This is a genomic window from Sphingomonas nostoxanthinifaciens (assembly GCF_019930585.1).
Taxonomy (GTDB): Bacteria; Pseudomonadota; Alphaproteobacteria; order Sphingomonadales; family Sphingomonadaceae; genus Sphingomonas_I; species Sphingomonas_I nostoxanthinifaciens.
The window spans coordinates 1205095-1228977 of record NZ_CP082839.1 but is presented as its reverse complement, the minus strand read 5'-3'; the positions used below and the strand labels follow the sequence as shown (position 1 = coordinate 1228977).

Sequence of the window (23883 nt, the reverse complement as noted above, 5' to 3'; positions counted from 1 at the left end):
GCTGCCGAAGTCGATCTCGATCTGGTCCGTCGTGCTAGCAGCCTGCAGCGACGCAGCGATGCCGGCCTTGGAGAGTAGCGCCCGTCCCCGGCGCCGGTCCCATCGCCGAACACGAGCACGTGCATCGTCCCGCAACGGGGGCATAGTTCTGGACGATCTGCGAGTAGCCGATGCGGGTACTCTTCATCACCGAGATCTGGATCGTCGCCGGGTCGGTGAAGGCGTCGGCTATCCCCCTCTGGAAGGGGAAGGCGCGGAACTTTCGCCCGTTGTCGAGGCGGGCGTGGATGTCCGACCACTCCGACAGGCCGAGTTTGACCCGTGGTTTCCAGCCAGCGATCCATGAGCGGACGGCCTTGGCGATCTCACCGCCGGCAACCGTAATCGCGCCGTCACTCTTCGCCGGGCTCTTCCTCATCCAAGTCCCCGCCGCCGGCCAGCTCCTCGACACGGGTGGCGCTCAGATCTTGCAGCGCGACGGTGATGGCGGTCTCGATGCGCTGACGCAGACTTTCGTCGCCTTTCGCGACGATCGCCGGCACGCGCATCAGCCGCGCCAGCGACGTTTCGATCACCGTCAGGACTGCCAGCGTCATGTCGGGAAGCGAGGCGAGCTCCTTCCGATCGATCGCGTTCGGCGCCGCGACCTTGTCGGCCTATTCCTTGGTGAGCCGGGTCTTCTCGACCTCGAGGCTGCTGCCGCCCTCGCCGGATCCGCTGAGTTTGCCGACCTTATATTCGAGGAAGGCCTCGACATACTGCTCGGCGGTCTCACCCGGCCGGCGAGACTCGCCGGCCTGCATCCGGTCGCACACCCAGCTGTCCGACCTGCCGAAAAGCCATGCGACGTCGGCGCGGGTAAGGGGGACATTGTTTATACTGGAAATTGCTGCCTCCCTTTATTTGAGAACGGCCGATTTCCGCCAAAAACAATTCTTAGGCGGCGGCACCATGCGAAAACCTGTGGCTAGGTCCTTCCCGGGCCTTTGCCCCCCGCATACGGTCTGTGCGCCGGAAGGACCCAAGGGGGGTGGGGGTCGGCGCGTTAGCCTCCGCCCGAGCGCTGGACGCGGGCGGTGCACGGGCGAATGACCGCCATAGCCTGCCTGGCCAACACACCGTACCGGATGCGCATCCAGATCGACGGCTCGCGGAAGCGTGAGCACCGTGGGGCGTGCGGCATTACCTTACTCCTGCGCTCATCAGCTTGCCGCAGCAAATGGCGGCCCAGACCACCCACGAGAGCGACCAGAGCAGCAGCAGCGACCACACGTCCAGCGCGGTGTCGCCTGTCCAGCTGTCACCGTAGGTCTCAGGGTCGCGCTGCCCATGAGTCGAGACCACTTGCCCAATCAGGACTGCGCCAAAGATGTTGAGCGCGGCACCAAGAACGATGAGCATACTCGCCTCCAGTCATTCGGTCAGCGCTGCCAGCTGTGCCATTTAACGCGCGAGCCGAACCCGTTACGTAAGTCGTGCTGGCGATATTTAATGAGGAAAAACATTGTTGTACTGATGGGTAATCGATGATCTTGCTGGAAATTTTGCACTGCAGCATAGACTAAGTTAAGACACGTAAACCATCAAAGCATTGTCCGAAGACCATTTGATTGAACTTACCTCATATTGGCGCATTCATGACTGCGTTGCCAGGAGAGCATTATGACGTCAGGCTCTGATCCGGTACGAGAAAGTGCCGATGCATACATTGAGCGGTTCGGCGAGCGCTCGTCCGCTCGGATAGCGGACGACATCAGCCGTGCGGTCGGTCAGCATCGCTGGGACGACGTTCACTTCCTCAATAGGGTGCGCTTGCGCGTCCAACGTCTTCAGATGATTGAAAGCGCGCTGGCGGGCATAAAAGCTGCGAAATCGCGGCTAGGCGGTGAGCGGTCGATCAAGCCGATTGAAACTTCAGGCTTGTCGCATAGCTTACGCCGTTCCTCCGCTGGGTTTTAACGACAACTTCGGCCGAACCCATTTATATCGGAGGTGTCTGCTACTTGCACGGCGTGCCGTCGGTGGTCGGGCACGGCGCATTGTCCACCACGTTCGCCGGGTTGGGATCGAAAGTGGATATGGTGGCACAGGCGGCCAGCAGGAGCGCAGCCGACAGGGCAGCGAGACGCAAACCGTCCGACATGGAGTGTTCCTTCGGTTGGACCCAGATTGCTTCGGGTCAGTTTTCGCAAGCGGACGCTCGGAGGCGTCAGGAGTACGACATGACCGAGCCGCATGACTCTAGCAGATCAAGAAAGCGGCTGATGGCGCTGTGCATCGCCATTCTTACGCTGCTTGCTATGACGATCGGAACAATGGTGCAGCTTGCTTTGGACGGCGCTTCGCGGCCAAGATCGCAGAGGCCTGACAAGCAATAGCCTGCATACGAAAAGCCCGCCGAAGGGGCTCTAATCGGGCATGTCTTAGACTTCGCGGAAAGCGACAGCACAAGTCCACACTGACCGTCTGGCCGATCCCGATGGGTTCGGCTCGCCATGAAGTCGGTCCACAGGATGGTGTTGTCAAAGCAATGTGAATTAATGACTCCGGCGCGCAGGTCTCCCCGCTCAGCCTCATTTCTGAAGCCGAACGCCAGGGTGGCCCGGCAACAAGCCAAACGAGTTCGCAGCACTGACAGCGCAATGTGCATAGCGTGCCACATTGGTCTGACAATGCCCCTCGGGCAATTAGCTCTGACAGCGCCCCGCCATCTGGACGGCCAGCCCGCCTCCGAGCAAAGTTTTGTTGCGGCGCGAAATCACAACAATGCGGGCGGATGGCTGCATGGCGTTTCCGGGCCGTCGGATCGACGTTATCGGTACGATCCGAAGGAGTTGAACATGATTGACGAATTGCTCCGGCCGGTCACCGGGCCGGCGGCGTGGCGGGGCGAGGACTTACGGTCCGGCGACGACTGGATCTATCACCTATCAGACGACGAAAGGATCGAGCTCGAGACGGTCGGCGCCCGTTTCCTGGCAGAAGATCCCGACCTGCGCTTCGTCCAGGCCGAGGATTACCCGCTGCCCATAACAGCGGCGGGTCTGCGCGTGTGGGAAGAGGCCATGGAGGATAAACGCGGCTTCATCCTCGTCCGTGGTCTACGCTCGGATCTTTATTCGGATGCGCTTTCGGCGGCGATCTTCTTCATGCTCGGGCTCCATATCGGCGATCCGATGCGCCAAAACGAGCTCGGCGACGCGTTCGATCACGTCCGTGCGACGACCGACAAGACCGTCGACGATCCGACCGCGTTGGGATCGCGCACCACCGATAAGCTCGGCTTCCACTCCGACAGTTCGGACGTGGTGGCGCTGATGTGTCTGCGCGGCAGCAAGTCGGGCGGCGCGTCGATCCTCATCAGTGGTGCCACCATATATAACGAGCTGCTGCGCCGTCGCCCCGATCTCGCGCCTCTGCTGTTCGAGCCCTGGTATTGGGACTGGTACAAGCAGGATCACGATGCGCCGGAAACGACCTATGTGTCGCCGATGGCATGCATGGTCGATGGGGTGTTCAGCATCTACGCCGGCTCGCGGATGATCCGCTCGGCGCAAGACTATCCCGAGGTGCCCCGTCTCACCGCAGCGCAACTGGAGCTGTTGGACGAGCTCGACGCAATCTTCCTGACGCCGGGCCTCCCGATCGAGATGGATTTCCGGCCCGGCGACATGCAGTGGCTGCTCAATTACACCGCGCTGCATTCGCGGACGTCCTATCTCGATTATCAGCAGCCCGAGAAGAAGCGGCATCTGCTTCGGCTCTGGCTGAAGCGCGAGGGCCGGCCGCTGGTGCCGGGGTTCGGCAAGAATGTCGTGAAAGGCCGTGCCGAAGACCGGGACGGTGCGGTGCCGGCCGAGAAAACGCGCTTCCGCATCTCGCAGATCTGCTATCCCCGCTATGATTGGGGCAAGGACGCGGCTTACTGACGTCCGTTAATCCAGCCCGAAATAAGGGGCGCGCCGCGATCGGCGCGCCCCTTTTATTGCGCGGCCACCATTGCCATGGCGACTGTCGGCTCCTGTCGCTGGAGCAGCACGATCGCGCCCGCGCCGCTGGCCATGATAATCAGCATGATTGCCGCCAGAGTGCCGACGCCGTAGCCAGCGCCGATCAGGGCGCCACCAGCCAGCGTGCCGATCCCACCGCCCAACACCCGCGCCAACCCGGTAACCCAGCCCGACGCGGTCGCCCGCAGGTCTGGCGGGAAGGATGAGACGGTCAATGCCTGCGCGCCCGAGAAACTGCCGTCGACGAAAAAGCAGGTGGCGACGATAACCGGCAGGGCGAAAATAGGCGATCCCAACGCGACAGTCAGGCCCAGCAGGCCGAGCGCGCCAAGCGCATAGCCGCAGGCCAGCACCGGCCGAAGCCCGCTTCGATCCATCAACCAGCCCATGATCAGGCTGCCGAAGATACTCGCGATCTTGCCCACCGCGGTCAAGACACCGGCTGCGCGGACGCTGTAGCCTTGGCCCATCAGCAATGTCGGCAACCAGAAACCAAGCATGAATTCGACGCCGTAGACGGCGGTGACCGAAAACCAGACGAGCAGGCTCGTCCGCAGATAGGGCGCGCGCAGCAAGGCCAGCGCGTTTGCGCCCAGCGAAGCACGCGTCCGGGCAGCGGGCCGCGTCGTGCCGAGCGTTTCGAACAGGCGGCGCGTGCGATGCGAATTTGGCTCGGTGCGATGCAGGAATTCGGGGGACTCGGGCAAAGCGAAAAACAGGATGATCGTCCACAGGAACGAGGCCGCCGCCGTGCCCAGCATCAGCACCCGCCAGCCGAACATCGGAACCACCGCTGCCGAGGCGAAGCCGGCCAGAACATAGCCGAGCGCCACGCCAGAGGTCACGAGCATGATGATCAGTGCACGCCGGCGATCCGGCGCGAAATCGGCAGCCAGCGCGAACGTCGTCGGCACCGCCGCTCCGAAGGCGAGGCCCACCACCACGCGCAACGCGATCAGCCCGGGCGCGGTGGTGATGAATGGAATGGCGAGGCTGCAGCAGCTCAGCACGACGCTCGTCGCCAGCAGCAATGGCCGGCGGCCATAGCGATCCGACAGCGGTGCGATTCCCGCGGCACCCGCCAGCGAGGCAAAGATCGTCGCCGAATAGATCGCGCCCAGCATGCGCGCTGACAGGTGGTATTCGTCGCGGATCAGCGGCCCAACATAGCTGATGATGTTCGAATCGAGCCCTTCCATCACCATTAGCAGCGCACACAATATCGGCACGCGGATCAGCAGACCGCGCATCGGCGCATCATTCAAATCGAGCTGCTTCGCCATCGCCTATCCTGTCTTGTTGCGCGGGCTCCGCGCCGCCTGCCGCGCACCGGGCGCCGTACCATCTCGCCATGCGACCATGTTCGCACTGCGATGGCGAGACCGAATCCGTTCATCCGGCCGACGGTCAATTGTTCGGGCGTTTTAGGACATGCCAGTCGCCTTTCGCCTTGCTCTGCCGCCGGTTACCAACCTGGCGACAGTTGGCCAACCGACGGGCGCCCCGCGCGCCGACGCCGCTTTGGGGATAGATCAATGGTGCAGATTCTCGACGATCCTTTCTTCGCCAGCATGGAGAGCTCAATCGGGCCGGTCGATGAGGCCGAGATGCTGCCGCCGTCCTGCTACACCGATCCTGCCTTCTTCGAATTCGAGAAGGATGCGATCTTCGCCAAGGAATGGCTGTGCGTCGGCCGCCAGGAATGGGTCGAGAAGCCCGGCGACTATTTCACCTCGATGCACATGGGCGAGCCAATCGTGGTGGTGAAAGGCCGCGACGGCATAATCCGCTCGATGTCGAGCGTGTGCCAGCACCGTGCGATGCTCGTCGCCGAGGGGCATGGCAACACCCGCTCCTTCCTGTGCCCCTACCATCATTGGGCCTATTCGCTCGACGGCCAGCTGATCGGCGCGCCGGCGATGGAGCGTGCATGCGGCTTCGACAAGAGCAAGATCAAGCTGCCCAATTTCAAGGTCGAGATCTGGCTCGGCTTCATCTTCGTCAACTTCGATCTCGATGCCGCTCCGCTCGCGCCGCGCCTGACCAAGGTGACCGAAGTGCTCGAGAATTACGATCTCGCCAATGCCGACACGTCGATGGAACTGGAGGAGCTGACCTTCCCGTGGAACTGGAAGGTGATGTTTGAAAACAATAACGACGGCTATCACGCCAACCGGCTCCATGCCGGGCCGCTGCACGATATCGCTCCGTCGGAGCTTTGCGTCTTCCCGCAGGATCTGCCCGAGGATACGGCTGGCTATTATCGCTACAACGGCACGATTCACGCCGATGCGAGCTTCAACCCGACGCTCAAGGCGCTGCTGCCGGTATTCCCGAAGTTGACCGACGAGGATCGCAACCGGCTGCTGTTCGCCAACGTGCCGCCGAGCCTGTCGCTGATCATCCGCGCCGATCTGGTCGCTTTCATCATCCTCCACGCCAATTCACACGACACGATCACCGCGAAACGGGGATGGCTGGCAGCCCCCGGCGCAAAAGCTCAGCCGCTGTTCCGCGAGCGGCTTAAGGTCAATCTCGACGCCTCGGCCGAGATCGCCGCTCAGGATGTGCATGTCGATGGACTAATACCGGTGGGGCTGCGCTCGCGTTACGCCGCGCGCGGCCGCTATAGCTGGCAAGAGCAGGCGCAGCGCGAGTTCAACGCCTGGTTGGTCAAGCGCTACAAGGTAGAATGGGCCGTGCGCAAGGCGCCCGCCTCCGCGGCCTGAGCGACCGGCCCCCGTGCACGGCCATGTGCCGCGGCGATCCCGGTTGCCCGCATTGCTGGTTGCGGGCGCACTGTTCATGGAGGCGCTTGACGGGACGATCATCGCCAATGCGCTGCCTGCGATGGCACGCAGCTTCGCGATCGCCCCGCTCGATCTCGGGATCGGGATCACGGCTTATCTCGTCGCCGTGGGCATCGGCATTCCGCTTTCAGGATGGGCGGCCAATCGCATCGGCGGCCGGCGGCTGTTCGCGGGCGCGATGCTGCTGTTTGCCCTCGCCTCGTTCGGCTGCGCCGCCTCACCGGGTCTGGCCAGCTTCACCGCCGCGAGGGTGGTGCAGGGCTTGGCCGCGGCGATGATGACGCCGGTCGGAAGGATCATCGTGCTGCGCGAAACGCCCCGATCCGAGCTCGTCCACACCATGGCGCTGCTCACCTGGCCGGCCCTGCTCGCGCCTGCCGTGGCGCCCCCGCTCGGCGGACTGATCGTCGAGCATCTGTCGTGGCGATGGATCTTCCTGTTCAATCTGCCGATCGGCGCGATCGGTTCTGTGCTCGCGATGCGGCTGCTGCCCGATGGCGAAGACCGGGCACCCGCCGCATTCGATCTTCCCGGCTGGCTGCTGTGGGCGGTGGCGAGTGGCCTACTCGTGCTGCTCGTTGGCAGGGAGCACGCCTGCCGCTGCACTGGATGGTAATCGGTGCGGTCGCGGTCATCGCCGCCGCGATCGTTACCGTCCGCCATCTGTACCGCATGCGAACGGGGTTGTTCGATATGGGGCTGCTCGATCAGCCGAGCTTTGCCCATGCTATGGCGGGAGGATCATTGGTCCGCATGGCTATCCTCGCCAATCCGTTTCTGCTGCCGCTGATGCTGCAAGCGGGGCTCGGCTATTCGCCGACAGGTGCCGGACTGCTTATCCTAATCGGCATGTGCGGCAATATCGCGGTGAAGTTCACCACCACATCGGTGCTGAGGCGCTGGCACTATCGGCAAATCAAGCTCGTCAACGGCATTGCGCTGTCGGTCGGATTTGCAGCTTTCGCGCTGGTTGGTGCCGACGTGTCGACTGCGTGGTTGATCGTGCTGCTGTTGTTCACGGGGGGCGGCCGGTCGATCCATTTTACCGCGCTCAATACGCTCGCGTTTACGGATGTACCCGCGAACAGAATGGCCAGCGCGAGTACGCTTGCAAGCGCGGTGCAGCAGATTAACGGAGCGCTGGGTGTCGCGGTGGCTGCTTTGAGCATCCAGCTGTCCGCAGCGTTGCACGGGCGGGGCAACGCTGCGGTCCTGGCCGATTATCGCACTGGGTTCCTGGCTATCGCGGTGCTGACATTGATCGGCAGCCTCGATGCACGCCGGCTCGATCCTGGCCAACGCGCCATGTTCAACGAAGGAAACACCCCCCGATGATCGCGCCCGCTTTGTTCGTCGGTCATGGATCGCCCCGGGATGCGCTGCGCGAAACCTCGGCCTCGAAACGCTGGGCGGCGATCGCCGCTGCGATCGACCGGCCGCGTGCGGTCCTCTGCATATCGGCGCATTGGGAGAGCAAGGGGGTGCTCGTCACGCGCGGCGAGCGGCCGCGCACGATCCACGATTTCTACCGTTTTCCCGAAGAGTTTTACGCGATCGACTATCCGGCGCCGGGCGATCCTGCGCTGGCGCTAAAAATCGAGACACGACTCCAGGCGTTCAATGCGCGCGCCGATTTGGATAGCTGGGGGCTCGACCATGGCAGCTGGACGGTATTGCGGTGGATGTATCCGGCGGCGGACGTGCCGGTACTCCAGCTCAGCCTCGACGTGCGCCGCACCGCCGGCGGCCATTATGCGATCGGGCAGGCGATCGCAGGCCTGCGCGAGGAAGGCGTGATGATCCTTGGCAGCGGCAACATCGTCCACAACCTGCGCGTGCCGCGTCCGCGTGGCGACGAGGTGTTCCTCTGGGCGGGCCGTTTTGACGCGCGGATCGGTGCGTTGATCGAAGCGGGAGATCATGCCGCGCTGATCGACTATCAGACGCTGCCCGACGCCGCGGACGCCGTTCCCGAAAGCGAGCATTTTTTGCCGCTGCTCTATGTGCTCGGCGCCGCGCGGCCCGGCGAACGGCCGATGCTGTTCAATCGTCAGGTGCTGGCGTCGGTATCGATGACCGGCGTAGGCTTCGGGATTCCGGATTCGGCCGGATGACGCGAGGACGGCGCATTCCTCCTGCGAACCGCCGTCCCCCGTATCGATCGACCCTTAGATGTCGACCGATCCTTTCGCCGGGAAGATATCGCGCGGGATGCGGACGTGGACGCCTTGCGTCCCGTCGACGACCTGCGTGACGGCGAAATCAGAAGCGATGCTCATCAGCGAATAACCATCGTTGCGCGACAGCCCCTGATTCTCGGTCAGCAGGTGCAGCATATCGAGTGAGGCATTCTTCATCGCCTCGTCGAGATCGGCCCCGAAGCCGTGGACGATCCAGTTCTTGGGCGTTTCCAGCAATGGCGACGGGAAAGTGAAGTCCTTGCGCAGTACGATCTGGAGCAAAACGTTGAGCGAGGCTTCGATTGCGGTGCCGCTGATCTCGCCGTCGCCCTGACTAACGTGGGGATCGCCGATCGAAAACAGCCCGCCGTCGACCTGAACCGGATAATACATGGTCGCACCTGCCCCGATGCGCCAATTGTCGATATTGCCGCCGTGCAGACCCGGTGGGATGGTGCTGACGCGACCCTTGACGTCGGGTGCCACGCCCGCGGTGCCGAGATGTGGGCGCACCGGCACGCGCACTCCGTTCAGCGCGCGCTGGCGGTCGCATTCCGGGCAGTTGGTGATCGTGCCTGGCGTCAGATACTTGCCCTCGAAATCGTAAGCGTAAAGCGCAGCAGCGGTATTGGTGTTCGGGTCCATCTCATAGATGGTCACTCTCTCGCGCTCGCCGAATTCCTGATAAAGATGGCCCCAGTTGGCGGCGAGATTGGAGCCGTGGCGGAAGCGCGGTTGCATCGCGAGATAGCGCACTTCCAGCATGTCGCCGGGCTTGGCATCCTCGATATAGATCGGGCCGGTCATGATGTGGACGCCTGGGTTGCGATCGGCCTCGGGCGTCTCGTTGAAGATCCGCCAGATCTTCTCGTCCATCAGCAGCGCGGGATCGTCGCCGGCATGGTGCGTTACTGCCTCGGCCTGGATAAGGTCGCCCGAGCGGACACGGAGGGCGGGCGGGTGCGCGGGGTCGAAATAGCCCCAATGCACCGTGCCTGGGAGCGCCTCGAGCATATGAAGTGCGCCCGGAACGACGGTCGGGCGGACGGCGCCGGGCGCGCAGGTGAAGGCCATGAAGAACTCCTGTGGGTGAAGGATGTCAGGCGGCGAGCGGTGCGGCCAGCGTGACGCTGGTCATGTCGATCGAGCCATATTCGATGAAATCGGGCCAGAAGCTGGGAACGTCGTCCTCGTGCCGCGCGCCGAGTACGTAGAGCAGCGGCCAGAAATGGTCCGGCGTCGGCACCGATCGTGCGGCGTCTGGGCCCAGCGCCTCATAGTCGATAACCATGCGGGGTTCGTCGGATCGGATCGCATCCTTGATCGCCTTGCTGAAGTGTGCGGCATAATCGTGCGGCGGCACCCCGTCGCGACGCACCACCCCACTCAGATTGTGCACGATGTTGCCCGATCCGATCAGGAGCACGCCCTCGTCGCGCAGCGGGCGCAGGCGCCGTCCGATATCGAAATGCTGTTGCGGCGTGCATTCAGCATCGAGGCTGAGCTGGATCACCGGCACGTCCGCATCAGGCAGGATCTTCATCAGCACCGTCCAACAGCCGTGATCGAATCCCCAGCGATCGGTAAGTACCACCGGTGCGGGTGCCAGCAGATCGCGGACCCGCGCGGCAAGGCTGGGGTCGCCCAGCGCGGGATATTGGAATTCGTGCATCTCCCGCGGGAAGCCACCGAAATCGTGGATGGTGGGGGGATAAGGCTGAGCGGTGATGCCGATGCCGCGGGTCACCCAATGCGCCGAGATGCAGAGCACCGCACGCGGGCGCGGGATATTCGCCAAAATCGCCCGCCACGCTGCCGTGGTCGTATTCTCCTTCATTGCGATGATCGGGCTACCATGCCCGAAGAAGATCGTCGGCAAACGTGCCATGGCTTTTCGTCCCTACCCCCCGGGAAGCGTGGAGCTTTGCCATGTCGCCAGGGTGAGGCGATCATAGCCGCGCGATCGCCAGGGCAGTTGTCGTGACGCGACCAATTGCTTGACCGCCAACCAATTGGAACCAGCCAGCATGACTTGCGCGATGGCTCTCTTGCACTGCAGCGCAACCGGGCTCGCGTTGCTTGACGCGGCGCCCCCCATCGCGTCCCGATGCGTCGGCAAGCCATGGGAACCACAATGTCAGCACATCTGATTCCTGTTCGGATCGCAGCTTCCGACGCCATCGCCCGCGGCGTTCGCCGCTATGTGCTGCGGCCGCTCGACGGCGATCCGCCGCTGCCGCTGTTCGAAGCGGGCGCGCATGTGGATCTGCACCTCACGAACGGTGTCATCCGGCAATATTCGCTGCTGAACGGGCCCAACACCGTCGATCGCTACGAGATCGCTGTGCTGCGCGACGCTGCAGGACGGGGCGGCTCCGCATTCGTCCACGACAATCTGGCCGTGGGCGACGTCGTCGAGATTGGCGCGCCGCGCTGCCACTTCCGGCTCGACGAAAGCGCGCGCTACAGCGTGCTCATCGCCGGCGGCATCGGTGTGACGCCGATCTGGTGCATGGCGCAGCGCCTCTCGGCAATCGGCCGCGCGTGGGAGGTGCATTATGCCGCCCGGACGCGCGACCATGCGGCGCTCCTCTACGAGATCGAGGACGGTGCGCGGGCTGCTGGTGGCCTGATCGCGACCTATTTCAACGAGGATGGCGATCCGCTGATGGATTTGCCCGCGATCGTTGCAAGCGCGCCGGAAGGTACGCATTTCTATTGCTGCGGTCCGCTCGGCCTGCTCGACGCGTTCCGCACGGCCTGCGCCGTTCGGCCGGTAGAGAATATCCATTTCGAACAGTTCACCGCAGCGGAGCCGGCTGCGCGCGACGGTGGTTACAGCGTCGAGCTTGCCCGGTCCGGGCAGCAGATCGATGTCGCCCCCGGCCAGTCGATACTCGACGCGCTGGCGGCGGCCGGGCGCCATGTGGCTTATTCGTGCCGGGAAGGTGTCTGCGGATCATGCGAAACGACGGTGCTGGCCGGCACCCCCGATCACCGCGATGCGCTGCTGACAGATGAGGAGCGAGCCGCGGGGCGTACGATGATGATCTGTTGCTCAGGCTCGCTCTCCGCGCGCCTCGTGCTGGATCTCTAGCCGCTTACGCAGACTCGCGCTCGAGGAAGCCGGTAATCTCGGCGCGGATCGGCGAGGCGGCGGCAGCACCCCGGCGGCCGACCGAGATCGCGGCCGCGGCATTGGCCTGCTCGATCGCCGCGGCGATTTCCATGCCCTCGGCCAGTGCGGCTGCGAACACGCCACAGAAGCAATCGCCAGCGCCGATCGTGTCGATCGCCTTCACCTCGTGCGGCATGAAACGCCGATAGCGGTCCGCTTCGACCAGCAGGCAACCCGCCGCGCCGAGCGTCACGACGATCCGCCGTTCGCCCCCATCGATCAACATGCGCGCAGCGGCAACGATATCGGCTTCGGCGGCGGTCGGATGGCCTGCGCAATAGGCTTCCAGCTCGGTCTCGTTCAAAATGACGATATCGGCGAGGGCCAGCGTCGCGCGGCCTTCGGGCAGCGCGGGCGCAGCGTTTAGGATGCGGATGCCGGCCTGCGAGGCGGGAGTGGCGAACAATGCATGGACAGCCGCGACGGGTGCCTCAAACTCCGCAAGATAGACGTGCGCTGTGATCGGCTGGCGGGCGATGTCGGGCGCCGCAATCCCGGCATTGGCCCCGGCGTTGACGACGATGCAATTCTCGCCGTCCTCCGCAAGCGTGATGAAGGCTTGTCCCGACGGTGCCCTCGGATCGACGATCAGGTGGCGATCGTCCACGCCGGCTTGTTGCAGGACGTTGCGCAGCATCGCGCCAGCCGGATCGTCGCCGATCGCACCGAGCAGGCAGACATCGCCGCCGAAGCGCGCGGCGGCGACTGCCTTGTTCAGCCCCTTGCCACCCACCGCTCGATCGATGCCGCGGCTCATTACCGTCTCTCCGGGGCGCGGCAGCGCTTCGACATGGACGACGACATCCTCGTTGATGCCGCCGAGCACGAGCAACGTCACATCGTTCTCCTATCCAACGATCGGGTCATAGATCGCGCCGAACATCGCCTTGCGCACAATCGCGTGGACGCCCCAATTGCCGTCGGCCACCTGCGTGATGCCGAAGTCGACGGCGACGGAGATCAGCGAGATCGCCTCGTCCTCGCTCAGCCCGTAATAACCCATGAAAAAGCGCCGGACCTTTCGGAACGCGTCGCGCATCGCAAAATCGATCGAGGATTTCTTGTAGATTTCGCTCTGCGCATTTTGGCCGAGCTCCTCAAGGTAATTGGGGTGGCTGAAGCCGGAGATCACCCACTCGTCGTCGGTCTCGATCAACGGGTAGGTCAGGTCCGCAAACGCCTGCCCAGCCAGATTGGCCCGCTTGTGCAGGATCAGCTGGAACCGGCCGGTGAGCGAGCACTCGATCGCCGTACCGCAGGCTTCGCCATCGCCTTGGGAGGCGTGGGGATCCCCGATTGAAAGCAGCGCGCCGGGCACCGCCACGGGCAAAAACACCTTAGCGCCCGCGCCGGCTCGCCAGTTGTCGATATTCCCGCCGAATGAGGACGGCGGCACCGAATCGACCAGACCGGCATGATCCGGCGCGACCGCGATCACGCCAAAATGCGGGCGCACCGGGATTTCGATGCCTTTGAGGATGTCGAACTTCTTCTGGATGGTCGCCGGATCCACGGGCACGCCGGGATAATCCATCCGATCGTGGACGACGCCAAAGGGGTCGGTCTGCGGCGTCCAGCGATAGCTGTAGAGCGCACGTGCGAAGTGGCCCCGCACATTGTTGTCCACCTCGTAGATGGTAATGACTTCGCGCTCGCGCGGTTCGGTCAGCATGTGCTTGTGGTGAAAGCCCCACGATGCGGCGGCGTTGCTGCCGAAGGTGCTGCCTTCGTGGATCGGATTGCGGCTGGGACGCGGCTCGGTCGAGAGGATGCGGACCTCAAGCACGTCGCCCGGCTTGGCGCCGGCGATGGCGATCGGTCCTGTAAGGATGTGGACGCCGAAGCCCTCGCCAGCGCCACGCCCGCAGGTCGAGGCGTCCATCGGCCCGGCGCCGCGCCGATCGACAGTCTTCTCCTCGGCGGTCCAGCGGAACACGTCCTCGGCGCCGCGGTCGCCCGCGATCATCCGCTCATGATCGTCATAGGCGTGATGGGTGAGACATTCGATCGTGACGAAATCGCCCGAATTGACCTCGACCACCGGGCGGAGATTGCGGCTGAAATAGCCCCAATGGATCGTCTGGGACGATGCGGGAATATGGTGTTCCTGCTGCCCCGATTGGATCGGCGTGCTGAGGATCGCGAGTGCGCCGCGATCGAGCGGCTCGAACCCGCCCTCGGTCGCCGGCTCGGCACCGTCGGGACGACCGCGCCGGAAGGTCCGGCCCTCGCGATCTTCCGGTTGATGCAGGTGTGGCATCCGGCGGAATTCGCGCGGCGAAACTCCGAACTCCTCGCGGAAGGTGCGGCTGAAATACGCGGGATCGGTAAAACCCCAGCGGTAGCAAATCTCCGAGATTGAAAGCTGCGCCAACAGCGGCGAGGCGAGATCGTCCCGGCAGCGCTCAAGACGCCGGGAACGGACATAGGTGCTGAATGTCTTGTCGAAGGCCTCGAACAATTTCTGCAGGTTGCGCACCGACATTCCGTTTTCGGCCGCAATCTCCGCCAACCCCAGCTCCGGCTCAGCCAGGCGCCGCTCGATCGTCTGGGCGACACGGTGAAGCACACCCGCACGTCGCGCTGCGATGCCGCCCATCATCGCGACGTCGCCGTCGCTCAGAATGCTCGTCGCCAGAAATTCGATGATCGTCGTATCGATCGCGCGGAACTGCTCGCCCGTCAATGTTCCCAGCTTCGAGGATAACGAAGCGAGAAGATCGGCGAAGATCGCGGCGAAGCTGAAATCACCCGACAGAAGCTGCAGGCTATCCGGCATCGGCGCCAGGAGGCGCGGCATCAGAACGCTGCGCGGTAACTTGATCTGCAGCAGACGCACGTCATCGTCGAACGCGGCGATCGACTCGGTACGCGGCGCGCCGAACACGAAGTCGCCCGACATCACGGGAACCGGGGGTCCCTGCCCCAGCATGATCGAGCCGCGGCCTTCGATGATTAGCAGGAGCAGCGCCTCCGTCCGCGACACGCGCGGAATACGGATCTGCTGCGAGCGAGACGAGAAATAGAGATATTCGCTCTGATGCGGCGTCGTGATCGCCGCGGCGATGCCGAAGAAATTCGGTCCCGGCGCGATCTCGATCAGTCCCAGGCCGACGCTGTCCAGCGCGCGCCGCCAGCCTTCCTCGCGATCCTGCTCCACGTAAGCGGCGGTCGAGAAGTTCCAGAAATCCATCACATGGGTCACGCGTCGCTACATCCCACATTAGCATGGGCGCCGAACCTTAGACACAAGCACGTCCGAGCCAAAGCCCGGATCGAGTCCGCCCGCCGCGTACCGCGCGGCGAGCAACGCGCAAATCATCAGCTGGATCTGATGGAACAACATCAGCGGCAGGATGATCGGGCCAACCATCGATGCCGGGAACAGTGCACTTGCAATCGGCACGCCCGATGCGAGGCTCTTCTTCGATCCACAGAAGACGATGACGATCTCGTTTGCCGCGCGAAGCCGAGGAGGCGCGCGCAAGCCCAGGTGATGCACAGCACTGCCACAAGCAGTGAGGCGTCGAGCAACAAGATCGTACCGAGATCGGCGATTCCGACCCGTCGCCACAGTCCCTGCACCACCGCGGCGCTGAAGGCCGTATACACGACCAGCAAGATCGATCCGCGATCGGTCCGGCCGACCAACTGCTTATGCCGGTCGATCACGCTGCCCAGCCACGGGCGCGACAGGTGCCCGGCGACGAATGGCAGCAACAGCTGCAGCGCGATCTGAACGACCATTCCCGCGGAAACACCCCCCGCACCAGCGCCCGCACCCATGAGCGTCGCGACAAGCAGCGGCGTCAGCACCATGCCCGCGAGGTTCGACAGCGAGGCGCTGCAGACCGCCGCCGACACGTTGCCCCCGGCGATCGAGGTGAAGGCGATCGAGGATTGGACGGTTGATGGCAGCAAACAGAAAAAAAGCAGCCCCGCCGTCACTGTCGGATCAACCCACGGGCCCGCGATCGCTCGCATCGACAGGCCGAGCGCCGGAAACACAAGAAAGGTCGACGCCATAACCACGAGATGGATGCGCCATGCCGTCAATCCTTGCGTGATCGCGGCGCCCGAAAGCTTGGCGCCGTGCATGAAAAAGAGGAGCGCGATCGCGGCGTTTGTCAGCCGGCCCGCCCACAGCGCCGCCACGCCATGCACGGGAAGCAAGCTTGCCAGGGCAACCGTTGCCACCAGCAGGAGCAGGAAGGGATCGATCCGCAGCCATTTCCCGCCATTCATTGCCATGTGATCGCTCCGTACGCCGCTGCAGAACTGCCCCAATGAGGTGGCGCTTTTCTACGCGCCGCACCGCCAGCTGGTTTGGACCGCCCTGCCCGAATTGATGGACTGGCGCGGCCGAGCGCAGCTCGAGGCCTTACCGCGCCGCCGTAGCCGATTATGGAGCGGTGGAACCGTATCCTCCCGAGTATCAAGGCCCCTGCAACCTCGCTTTCTTTCCCTCAGAATCAGATGCTTATGATCCACATTCCCTTATCTCATTGAAAGGAGACAGCATGCCCAAAACCGTTATCGTCGAGAAACTCGGCGGCTCCAACGCGATGAAGATCGTCAATCTGGATCCGGGAATGCCCGGGCCAGGCGAGCTACGAATCCGCCAGACAGCAATCGGCGTGAATTTCGCGGACGTTCATTATCGCCGCGGCACCGCTCCAAAGCATTCCATGGCAAAGCTTCCCATTCCATTCACGCCCGGCCTCGAAGGAGTGGGTTTTGTTGACGCAGTCGGGGACGGCGTAACGCAATTCGCGATCGGCGACCGGATCGCCTATGCCTCTGCCTCGCTCACGATCGGCGCTTATGCGGAGGTACGACTGTTCCCGGCCGACCGCTGTTTCATCCTGCCCGGCGACATTAAGGACGTTGACGCGGCAGCGCTGCTCTACCGCGCCATCACCGTGCAGGGCATCATCCGCCAATGCTACCCGGTGAAGGCCGGGGATACGATCTTGCTGCATGCCGCGGCGGGCGGGATCGGATCGATCCTGTCGCAATGGGCGCACCATCTCGGCGCGACCGTGATCGGCACGGTCAGCTCGCAGGACAAGGTTGCGCGGGCGATCGCCAACGGCTGCGCACATGCGATCGTGCATACCGAGGAGGATTTCGTCGCACGCACGCTGAAAATCACTGGCGGCCGCGGAGTCGACGTTTGCTTCGACGGCGTGGGGATCGCGGTGTTCCTGCCTTCGCTCAAGGCAATCCGGCGCTACGGGACGATGGTGTCGTTTGGGCAGGCCTCGGGGCTGGTCGACCCGATCGATCCGATCGAACTGCAGCATGAGGGCCTGTATCTGACCAAGTTCAGCGGGGGCACCTACAACGAGGATGTCGCGGAATACCAGGCGCGTGCAGCCGATGTCGTCCAGGCGATCCAGGCCGGGGTTTTTGCGCTCGGCAACCATCTCGTCTATCCGCTCGACGAGGTCGTGCACGCGCACGACGATCTGGAGAACCGGCGCACCGTCGGGTCGCTCGTCCTCGTCCCCTGAATTTGGCCTGGGTGCCGTGCGAGTTGCAGGGATGCGCCCGCATCCTTGCATCTGAACGCACGACCGCACGGCTCCAAGTACAAGGGCGTCTACGGACAAGTGCTTTCCGGGACTGTCGTCATACCGTCACATCGCCAAAAGGGGGTCATCGGCGGAGATAACAACGCGATGACCGATGGGCTTGGCAGACCGTGCCGGGGAGTTTCAAGCATGTGTAATTTCGGTTCTAAGTTCTTGTGGGGCGCGTCGCTCCTCGTTCTTTCGGGCAGCACCCCGGCCTGGGCAGGCACTGCCGACCCGGATCCACAAACCGCTGCGGCACCCGCCAGCGATGCAGCCTCGGGTGATATTGTCGTCACCGCCGACCGGGTGGGCCTGCTGGAAACCCGACCGACCGATTCAGTCTTCGGCCTGAGCAAGTCGCTCGTCGAAACGCCCCGCGCTGCCAGCGTCGCCAGCGCACTTACGCTAGCGCGTTATGGGATCAAATCGGTGACGGACCTCATCGCGGTTTCGCCGGGCGCTGGCACGGCGAGCTGGTACGGCGTCCCCGGTTCGGTAAATCTGCGCGGCACAATCGCAGACAATTATTTCCGGAATTTCCAGCGGCTGCCAAATTATGGCACCTATGCAACGCCGCTGGGCGGAGCGTCCGAGGTGCAGATCGTGCGCGGGCCGCCATCAGCCATCTACGGGGCCGGCAAGGTTGGCGGGTTCGTCAATTATATTCCTTTCGAGGCCAGCGCAGCCAAAACCGACAAGCTGACCGGCGAACTGACCGGAACCTTTGGCAGCTACGCCAAAAAGAACGTGACCGGAAAACTGAGCGCGCCGGTCGCGATCGGCGGCATAACTGGCGGCCTCTCCGGTTATGTCGAAGCCGATGATTCGCACAGCTACTACCGCGGCGTTCATCCACGCTATCAATTATATCAGATTGCCGCCGATTTCGATCTTGGTAACGGATTTTTCTTCAATGCCGGCGGAATGATCTATCATTCGAAGGGCTATATTCAGACATTCCAGAATCGATTGACGCAGGACCTCGTCGACCACGGCACCTATATCACCGGCCGCGACACCTCGCTGGTCGACACCGATGGCAATGGCCGTCTCACGCCGAACGAGGCCGGCATGAAATCTTTTCACAATCAGTATAATGGAGTCAGCCCAGGGCCCGTGACGGCGCGTTCGACGCTCGATGCCGAGGTTGGCACGACGCATCTTTCGACCCGCGACATCTCGATCAGTGATCGTGATTTTTCGAACACCACCACGCAAACCTACTATGCTGATATCGGCAAGACGTTTGACGATGCCAGCGTCAAGCTGTCCTATTTCCGCGATGCGCTGAAGAGCGATCGCTTTTTCAGCTACGGATTTCCGGCATCCTATAAATCGCACGTGCAGGAGTTCCGCTTCACCTACGATCAGAAGCTCGTCCTTGCGGACTGGCTGAAGCTGAACACGGTTGCGGGCGCCTCTTACCGCTGGTTCGCCGGCCGCAAATATGAATCTTATCTCGGCGGCTTCGTCAGTGTGGATCGTCGCGACATCTCCTACGGTGCGACCCCTACCGACATCTTCGACGATCCGTTCAGCTCCGAACCGGGCAATATTGGCCAGACTTTCGAGACGCAGGTTCACGCCAAGTCGACCGACGCCGGTGCCTTCGCAGTAGCCGATGTCACGTTGTTCGATCGACTAGGGATCCTGCTCAGCGGTCGATATGACGATTTCGGCGTCACCTCGCGCGACGCAGGCACGATTGTCTATACCGTGGTCAAGGGACAGGATTATACGGCCAGCCAAGGCAAGGGCAGCTACAGCGCCAGCATCAATTACAAGACCGGCTTTGGCCTGGTCCCGTATGTTACCCACGCCGATACTTCGGCGCTGGAGACCAATCAGGCCGGAGATATCCAGCCGGGGCAAATTTACAATCGCGATTGGCTCTCCAAGTCCCGGCTTGACGAAGCTGGCGTGAAGTTCGACTTGCTCAGTGGCCATCTGGTCGGTTCGGTTGCCATCTATAAGCAGCGCCGAACACGGAATGATCCGTTGTCAAACACGCAGGTCGCCACGCATAGCAAGGGCCTTGAAGGCGAGGTTCGATATGTTCTCAACCGCAATATCAGCATCACCGCGTCAGGGAACCTCCAGCGGACCTTGGTGCTGGGCGATACGACGACGACCTACATCCCGCCGACTGCAGCGGGCGTCAGCGGCGTCAATGGCTATGGCGTCAATTATCGCGCCGCTTATTCGGTGTTCTACCCTGATCTGCGCTACACCTACACGTTGATCCCGAAAACGATCGACAGCCTCTTCGTCAGCTATACCAGCAACCCAATGAGTTGGGGCACCTTCGGTGGTACGCTCGGAGCAGTCTACACCGGCAATACCTCGACGCTGCTGCCGGCGCCGTACAAAGTCTATTTCCACGATCACACGGTCGCGAACCTCTCGGTGTTCGTGCAGCATGGCCCGTATACAATCACGGGCAACGTCACCAACCTGTTCGACAAGCGATATTATCAGCCAGCGACCGACACGACCGCCAACGTCGTGACAATCCCAGGCCTCGGGCGCGAGTGGAAGGTGACGCTCGGCTTCAAATTCTGATCAGACGGTAGGGCTGTTGGGTTGTGGGGCGGTGGCAGGGTAAGGCCATCACCGCCTCATCTTTAGGACGCGATCATGAGCAAGAATTGGCTGATCACCGGGGTGAGCGGCGGTCTTGGCCGGGCACTGGCGGAAACCGTGGCACAAGCCGGGCACACCGTAGTGGGCACGGTGCGCCGCGAAACCGATCGTCTCGATTTTGAGGAGGCGGTGCCCGGCGCGATCGGCCGGGTGCTCGACGTCACCGATCATGCCGCGGTCGCAACAGCCGTCGAAAGTGTGCTGGCGAGGCTCGGCCGGATCGATGTCCTCGTAAATAATGCAGGCCAAGGCTTCACCGGCGCCATCGAGGAAACCGCGCCCGACCAACTTCGTCAGCTCATGGAGGTCAATCTCGTGGCGCCGCTTGCCTTCATTCAGGCAATACTCCCGGCGATGCGTGACCGCGCCAGTGGCCACATCATCAACATCACCTCGATTTCGGGCTTCAGACCTTGGTCCGGTACCGGCGCTTATTGCGCCAGCAAGTTCGCGCTCGAGGGGTTGGGCCAAACACTGGCCCAAGAGGTACGTCCCTTTGGAATTCGCGTGACCAACGTCATGCCCGGCGGACTGCGGACCCGTTTCAACGGCGCGACAGGACAGGCCGCAGGCCATATCGACGCCTATGCGGAAACCGCCCATCTCGCCAGGGAAGCGCTCAATCGAAGCGATGGTCGGCAGAATGGCGATCCTGCACAGGCCGCGCAGCGGATCTTCGAAATGACCGAGGCGCCGACCGTGCCACTTAACCTGCTGCTGGGCTCCGACGCCGTCTCAATGGCGACCCAGCGCGTCGCCGAATTTCCGGAGGATCTCGGCCGGTGGGGTTCGCTAAGCGAGTCCATCGATTTCAGCAAACCGCGACCCTTCTTACGCCACTAGATGTTGGTCCCGGATTTTGGTGGTGCGGCTTTGATGTGAAGCGGGCAGGCTCGACCCGCAAGGGTGTTGTCAGAGCAATCTAATCTGGGCTTCCAGAAGCGAATTCCTCTGCTACTTTGTCCCGCACCCGAGGCAAAATACGAGTGCGTCTGGAACCAGCCAGACGAGTTCGCAGGCACTGACAGCGGCTCAACTCTAGCGGGGTAATTAGGTCTGACAATACCTGCGTACGGCAGCCTGCTTTGCCAAGGTGCACCGCTGCCGCCTGAACCGCGCTCGACTTCTCCCCGCACCGGAGCGACAGTACAAGTCGACCCGCTGCTGAGCGTGTCGAGTTCCGGGATGGTGATCGCCGGGGCTGTGGCTGGTGGGAGCGCCCTTCGACTAAGCTCAGGACAAGGCGCCGCGCCCGCCGGAGACCTGTCATGCCACGCCTCAGCGACACCCAGACCATCCTGCTCTCCACCGCAGCGCAGCGGGAGGATCGGAGCCTCTTTCCCCTGCCTGGGACGCTGAAGCCCAGCGGCGGGTTGAGCAAGGCGCTCGCGGCCCTCACCGCGGCCAACCTGATCAAAGAACTGGAGACAAGCGTGTCGGCGGCAGTGAGCCGCACCGACGGCGATCTCCGCTTCGGCCTGTTCGCGACCGATGCGGGGCTCGCGGCGATCGGCATCGAGCCTGATGAAGTGGGCCCGCCTGCGCCAGCCCAGCTGCCTGCGTTTGCCCCTCGCCTGCCCGCGCCAACAAGACCGCCGCGGTGCTCGACCTCCTGCGCCGCGACGCAGGTGCCACCTTGACCGAGCTCATCACCGCGACCGCCTGGCTACCGCACAGCACCCGGGCAGCGCTGACCGGCTTGCGCAAGAAGGGGCATGCGATCGAACGGTGCTGTCAGTCTAATGCGAACTCGTCTCCACTGGATGGAGTTCGCTCTATGAGGGCAGCGAGCCTAGCTCGCGAGGATCTGCCACTCGGCCAAGGCGGCTGAGCGGCGAAGCTTGTAGGTCTGGCGGTCGATGAGGTGGCGTTCGAGAGCGAAGTGGTTGTGGATGTTGGCGTGAACCGAGGCGAACTTCTGCAGCGACCGCATCTGTCTGAACCTCAACATCGCGCGCTCTCGTCGTCGGAATGGCAGGTGAGAGTTCTCGACGCGGTTGTTGGCATAGCGGCCAATCTCCTGCTTTGCGCGGTTGCCTAGCTCGTCCATCGAAGCTCCATAGGACCGTAGGCCGTCGGTGGTGATTGCCTCAGGCGAGCCATGGCGCTTCAGCGCCTTCTTCATGAACCTGAGAGCGGCAGCCTTGTCTCTGGTCCTGGTGACGTAGCTCTCGAGCACCTCGCCTTCGTGATCGACCGCACGCCAGAGGTAGTGCGTCTCGCCATTGATCTTCACGTAGACCTCGTCGAGGTGCCAGCGCCAGTGGCGGAAGCCACGCATCGCTGAGGCACGTTGGCGGCGGATGTCGCCTGCGAACAGCGGACCGAACCTGTTCCACCACAGCCGCACCGTCTCATGGCAGATGTCGATCCCGCGCTCGAACAGCAGGTCCTCGCCATTGCGCAACGAGAGCGGAAAGCGCACGTACATCAGCACCACCAGCCGGATCACCTCCGGCGAGGAGTTGAAGCACCGGAACGGGGAGGGCGGCTTCGCTCTGGATTTGCGGCTCATCGCCCTCGCTTAGCGACGGCCCCACAGATCTGACAAAGCCCGGCCACGGCAGTTGTTACCCGCGCAAGTCGGCAGGAACTTTGCCGCCGTTCTCGGCCAGCTTGCCCATCACCGCCTTGTGCAAGGCGATGTTCTCCTCCGCCGTGCCGTCGGCGCCGACATGGATGTTGAGTTCGTTCGCGAGTTCCTTCCGCGCAGCGAGGCTCGCATCCATGTCAAGCAGGGTCAGGAGGTCCACGATCGACGTCTGCCAGTTGGAAGGTCGGCCTTTCGCCGCCGCCATCTGCGTGAGCACGGCAGCAACGTCGACCGGTTGCTGGGGCGCGGGCGCCGCAGCCGCGGGAGCGGCCGGTGCCGCCGCCGGGGCTTGCGGCTGCGCAACCGCCGCGGGCGCGGCAGCAGCCGGTGCCGCCTGACCATGGTGGAAGATCTTGTTCATGATCGTACCGAAGATGCTCATCGTATCTCTCCTTGGTGAGTAAAGTCAGGCGCGGCTGCCGTGCCGAGCAGGCCGCCCAGCATTCCGCCGAGGCCGCCACCCGCACCGCCCTGACGGGAGGCCATGGCGACCGCAGCAATCGAGGCGAGCTGGGGCAGCAGCGACTTGATCATGTCCACGTTCACGCCGGTGCCAGCGCTGGCATCCGCCGCGACCGATCGGCTCGCGTCCTTCGATCCCAGGATCTGGCCGAGGATCGAACGGCCATGCTCATCCGCTTCGGCACTCCCGGGCATCGGTGCGGCATCTCCGGTCGGAACGCCGTCGAAGCCAGCCGTTGCGGCGTGCTCCGCGAGCTTGGGACCGAGCACGGGAGCAAGGTGACCCATGACCTCTTGCATCTGCTGCGGTGAGATGCCCGCGCGGGCTCCAATATGCTGCAACGCTCCGCTTCCGGCGGCCTGCTCGATCATATCCATCAGCGACATAGTTGCTCCGTTCTGCCGGTCGGACCGGCGAACTGGGTTGA

At 63.3% G+C, this 23883-nt stretch carries 24 protein-coding genes and 1 pseudogene; 11 read left to right on the top strand and 14 right to left on the bottom strand.

Annotated elements, in window-relative coordinates:
* Positions 1–34: 34 nt before the first annotated feature.
* The 5 genes from K8P63_RS05855 to K8P63_RS05835 all read right to left on the bottom strand — a co-directional run bounded on the left by K8P63_RS05855 (position 35) and on the right by K8P63_RS05835 (position 2143).
* On the bottom strand, positions 35–418 hold the full coding sequence (locus tag K8P63_RS05855) for a phage terminase large subunit family protein (protein ID WP_223798892.1): 384 nt from the start codon (positions 416–418) through the stop codon (positions 35–37).
* Positions 393–596, bottom strand: coding sequence for a hypothetical protein (locus tag K8P63_RS05850; RefSeq protein ID WP_223798891.1), 204 nt, complete (start codon positions 594–596; stop codon positions 393–395). The genes K8P63_RS05855 and K8P63_RS05850 overlap by 26 nt, the downstream gene beginning before the upstream one ends.
* A gap of 60 nt (positions 597–656) precedes the next feature.
* Positions 657–815, bottom strand: coding sequence for a hypothetical protein (locus K8P63_RS05845; RefSeq protein WP_223798890.1), 159 nt, complete (start codon positions 813–815; stop codon positions 657–659).
* Between the two features lie 367 nt (positions 816–1182).
* Positions 1183–1401 (bottom strand): hypothetical protein, encoded by a 219-nt coding sequence (locus tag K8P63_RS05840; protein WP_223798889.1) that lies wholly within the window; start codon positions 1399–1401, stop codon positions 1183–1185.
* 598 nt (positions 1402–1999) lie between these two features.
* Positions 2000–2143: a hypothetical protein gene (locus tag K8P63_RS05835; protein ID WP_223798888.1), complete on the bottom strand. Its 144-nt coding sequence runs from the start codon at positions 2141–2143 to the stop codon at positions 2000–2002.
* Positions 2144–2540: 397 nt separating this feature from the next.
* Here K8P63_RS05835 and K8P63_RS05830 point away from each other — a divergent pair, with 397 nt between their 5' ends.
* Complete coding sequence (locus K8P63_RS05830) at positions 2541–3929, top strand: TauD/TfdA family dioxygenase (RefSeq protein ID WP_223798887.1); 1389 nt, start codon at positions 2541–2543, stop codon at positions 3927–3929.
* Between the two features lie 53 nt (positions 3930–3982).
* Here K8P63_RS05830 and K8P63_RS05825 read toward each other — a convergent pair whose 3' ends face one another.
* Positions 3983–5293 (bottom strand): MFS transporter, encoded by a 1311-nt coding sequence (locus K8P63_RS05825; RefSeq protein ID WP_223798886.1) that lies wholly within the window; start codon positions 5291–5293, stop codon positions 3983–3985.
* A gap of 252 nt (positions 5294–5545) precedes the next feature.
* Here K8P63_RS05825 and K8P63_RS05820 point away from each other — a divergent pair, with 252 nt between their 5' ends.
* Genes K8P63_RS05820 through ygiD (K8P63_RS05805) form a run of 4 tightly spaced genes read left to right on the top strand, consistent with a single transcriptional unit; the run spans position 5546 to position 8934 of the window.
* Complete coding sequence (locus K8P63_RS05820; RefSeq protein ID WP_223798885.1) at positions 5546–6739, top strand: aromatic ring-hydroxylating oxygenase subunit alpha; 1194 nt, start codon at positions 5546–5548, stop codon at positions 6737–6739.
* 43 nt (positions 6740–6782) lie between these two features.
* A complete protein-coding gene (locus K8P63_RS05815; RefSeq protein WP_223798884.1) occupies positions 6783–7436 on the top strand; it encodes an MFS transporter in 654 nt (217 codons plus the stop codon).
* Positions 7430–8155 carry an MFS transporter gene (locus K8P63_RS05810; RefSeq protein ID WP_223798883.1) on the top strand — a complete coding sequence of 242 codons (726 nt, stop codon included), beginning with the start codon at positions 7430–7432 and terminating at the stop codon, positions 8153–8155. The genes K8P63_RS05815 and K8P63_RS05810 overlap by 7 nt, the downstream gene beginning before the upstream one ends.
* Positions 8152–8934, top strand: coding sequence for a 4,5-DOPA-extradiol-dioxygenase (gene ygiD, locus K8P63_RS05805; RefSeq protein WP_223798882.1), 783 nt, complete (start codon positions 8152–8154; stop codon positions 8932–8934). Before K8P63_RS05810 ends, ygiD (K8P63_RS05805) begins: the two co-directional genes overlap by 4 nt.
* Before the next feature lie 54 nt (positions 8935–8988).
* On the opposite strand, the gene K8P63_RS05800 is transcribed toward ygiD (K8P63_RS05805), so the two are convergent.
* Both K8P63_RS05800 and ygiD (K8P63_RS05795) read right to left on the bottom strand, forming a co-directional pair.
* Positions 8989–10074, bottom strand: a complete 1086-nt coding sequence (locus K8P63_RS05800) for an acetamidase/formamidase family protein (RefSeq protein ID WP_223798881.1) — start codon at positions 10072–10074, stop codon at positions 8989–8991.
* Between the two features lie 25 nt (positions 10075–10099).
* A complete protein-coding gene (gene ygiD / locus K8P63_RS05795) occupies positions 10100–10888 on the bottom strand; it encodes a 4,5-DOPA-extradiol-dioxygenase (RefSeq protein ID WP_223798880.1) in 789 nt (262 codons plus the stop codon).
* 246 nt (positions 10889–11134) lie between these two features.
* On the opposite strand from ygiD (K8P63_RS05795), the gene K8P63_RS05790 reads away from it, so the two are divergent.
* Positions 11135–12097, top strand: coding sequence for a PDR/VanB family oxidoreductase (locus K8P63_RS05790; RefSeq protein WP_223798879.1), 963 nt, complete (start codon positions 11135–11137; stop codon positions 12095–12097).
* A 4-nt stretch (positions 12098–12101) separates the two neighbouring features.
* Here K8P63_RS05790 and K8P63_RS05785 read toward each other — a convergent pair whose 3' ends face one another.
* The 3 genes and pseudogenes from K8P63_RS05785 to K8P63_RS05775 all read right to left on the bottom strand — a co-directional run bounded on the left by K8P63_RS05785 (position 12102) and on the right by K8P63_RS05775 (position 16423).
* Positions 12102–13016, bottom strand: coding sequence for a ribokinase (locus tag K8P63_RS05785; RefSeq protein WP_223798878.1), 915 nt, complete (start codon positions 13014–13016; stop codon positions 12102–12104).
* A gap of 9 nt (positions 13017–13025) precedes the next feature.
* On the bottom strand, positions 13026–15383 hold the full coding sequence (locus K8P63_RS05780; RefSeq protein ID WP_223798877.1) for an acetamidase/formamidase family protein: 2358 nt from the start codon (positions 15381–15383) through the stop codon (positions 13026–13028).
* 18 nt (positions 15384–15401) lie between these two features.
* A pseudogene (locus K8P63_RS05775) lies at positions 15402–16423 on the bottom strand (bile acid:sodium symporter family protein).
* 320 nt (positions 16424–16743) lie between these two features.
* On the opposite strand from K8P63_RS05775, the gene K8P63_RS05770 reads away from it, so the two are divergent.
* The 5 genes from K8P63_RS05770 to K8P63_RS05750 all read left to right on the top strand — a co-directional run bounded on the left by K8P63_RS05770 (position 16744) and on the right by K8P63_RS05750 (position 22231).
* Positions 16744–17694, top strand: a complete 951-nt coding sequence (locus K8P63_RS05770; protein ID WP_223798876.1) for a quinone oxidoreductase family protein — start codon at positions 16744–16746, stop codon at positions 17692–17694.
* Positions 17695–17862: 168 nt separating this feature from the next.
* The gene (locus K8P63_RS05765) at positions 17863–20319 is read left to right on the top strand and encodes a TonB-dependent siderophore receptor (RefSeq protein ID WP_223798875.1); all 2457 of its coding nucleotides are present in this window, start codon (positions 17863–17865) and stop codon (positions 20317–20319) included.
* 75 nt (positions 20320–20394) lie between these two features.
* Positions 20395–21243, top strand: a complete 849-nt coding sequence (locus K8P63_RS05760; RefSeq protein WP_223798874.1) for an oxidoreductase — start codon at positions 20395–20397, stop codon at positions 21241–21243.
* Between the two features lie 425 nt (positions 21244–21668).
* Positions 21669–22040, top strand: coding sequence for a hypothetical protein (locus tag K8P63_RS05755; protein ID WP_223798873.1), 372 nt, complete (start codon positions 21669–21671; stop codon positions 22038–22040).
* Positions 22001–22231: a DUF3489 domain-containing protein gene (locus tag K8P63_RS05750; protein ID WP_223798872.1), complete on the top strand. Its 231-nt coding sequence runs from the start codon at positions 22001–22003 to the stop codon at positions 22229–22231. The genes K8P63_RS05755 and K8P63_RS05750 overlap by 40 nt, the downstream gene beginning before the upstream one ends.
* Here the strand turns inward: K8P63_RS05750 and K8P63_RS05745 are convergent.
* Genes K8P63_RS05745 through K8P63_RS05735 form a run of 3 tightly spaced genes read right to left on the bottom strand, consistent with a single transcriptional unit; the run spans position 22193 to position 23842 of the window.
* Positions 22193–22915 (bottom strand): IS6 family transposase, encoded by a 723-nt coding sequence (locus tag K8P63_RS05745; protein WP_223798871.1) that lies wholly within the window; start codon positions 22913–22915, stop codon positions 22193–22195. The two genes, K8P63_RS05750 and K8P63_RS05745, sit on opposite strands and share 39 nt — an antisense overlap.
* Before the next feature lie 55 nt (positions 22916–22970).
* Entirely contained in the window at positions 22971–23375 is a 405-nt protein-coding gene (locus K8P63_RS05740) for a DUF3597 domain-containing protein (protein ID WP_223798870.1), read from the bottom strand.
* Entirely contained in the window at positions 23372–23842 is a 471-nt protein-coding gene (locus K8P63_RS05735) for a DUF937 domain-containing protein (RefSeq protein ID WP_223798869.1), read from the bottom strand. The genes K8P63_RS05740 and K8P63_RS05735 overlap by 4 nt, the downstream gene beginning before the upstream one ends.
* Positions 23843–23883: the final 41 nt, after the last annotated feature.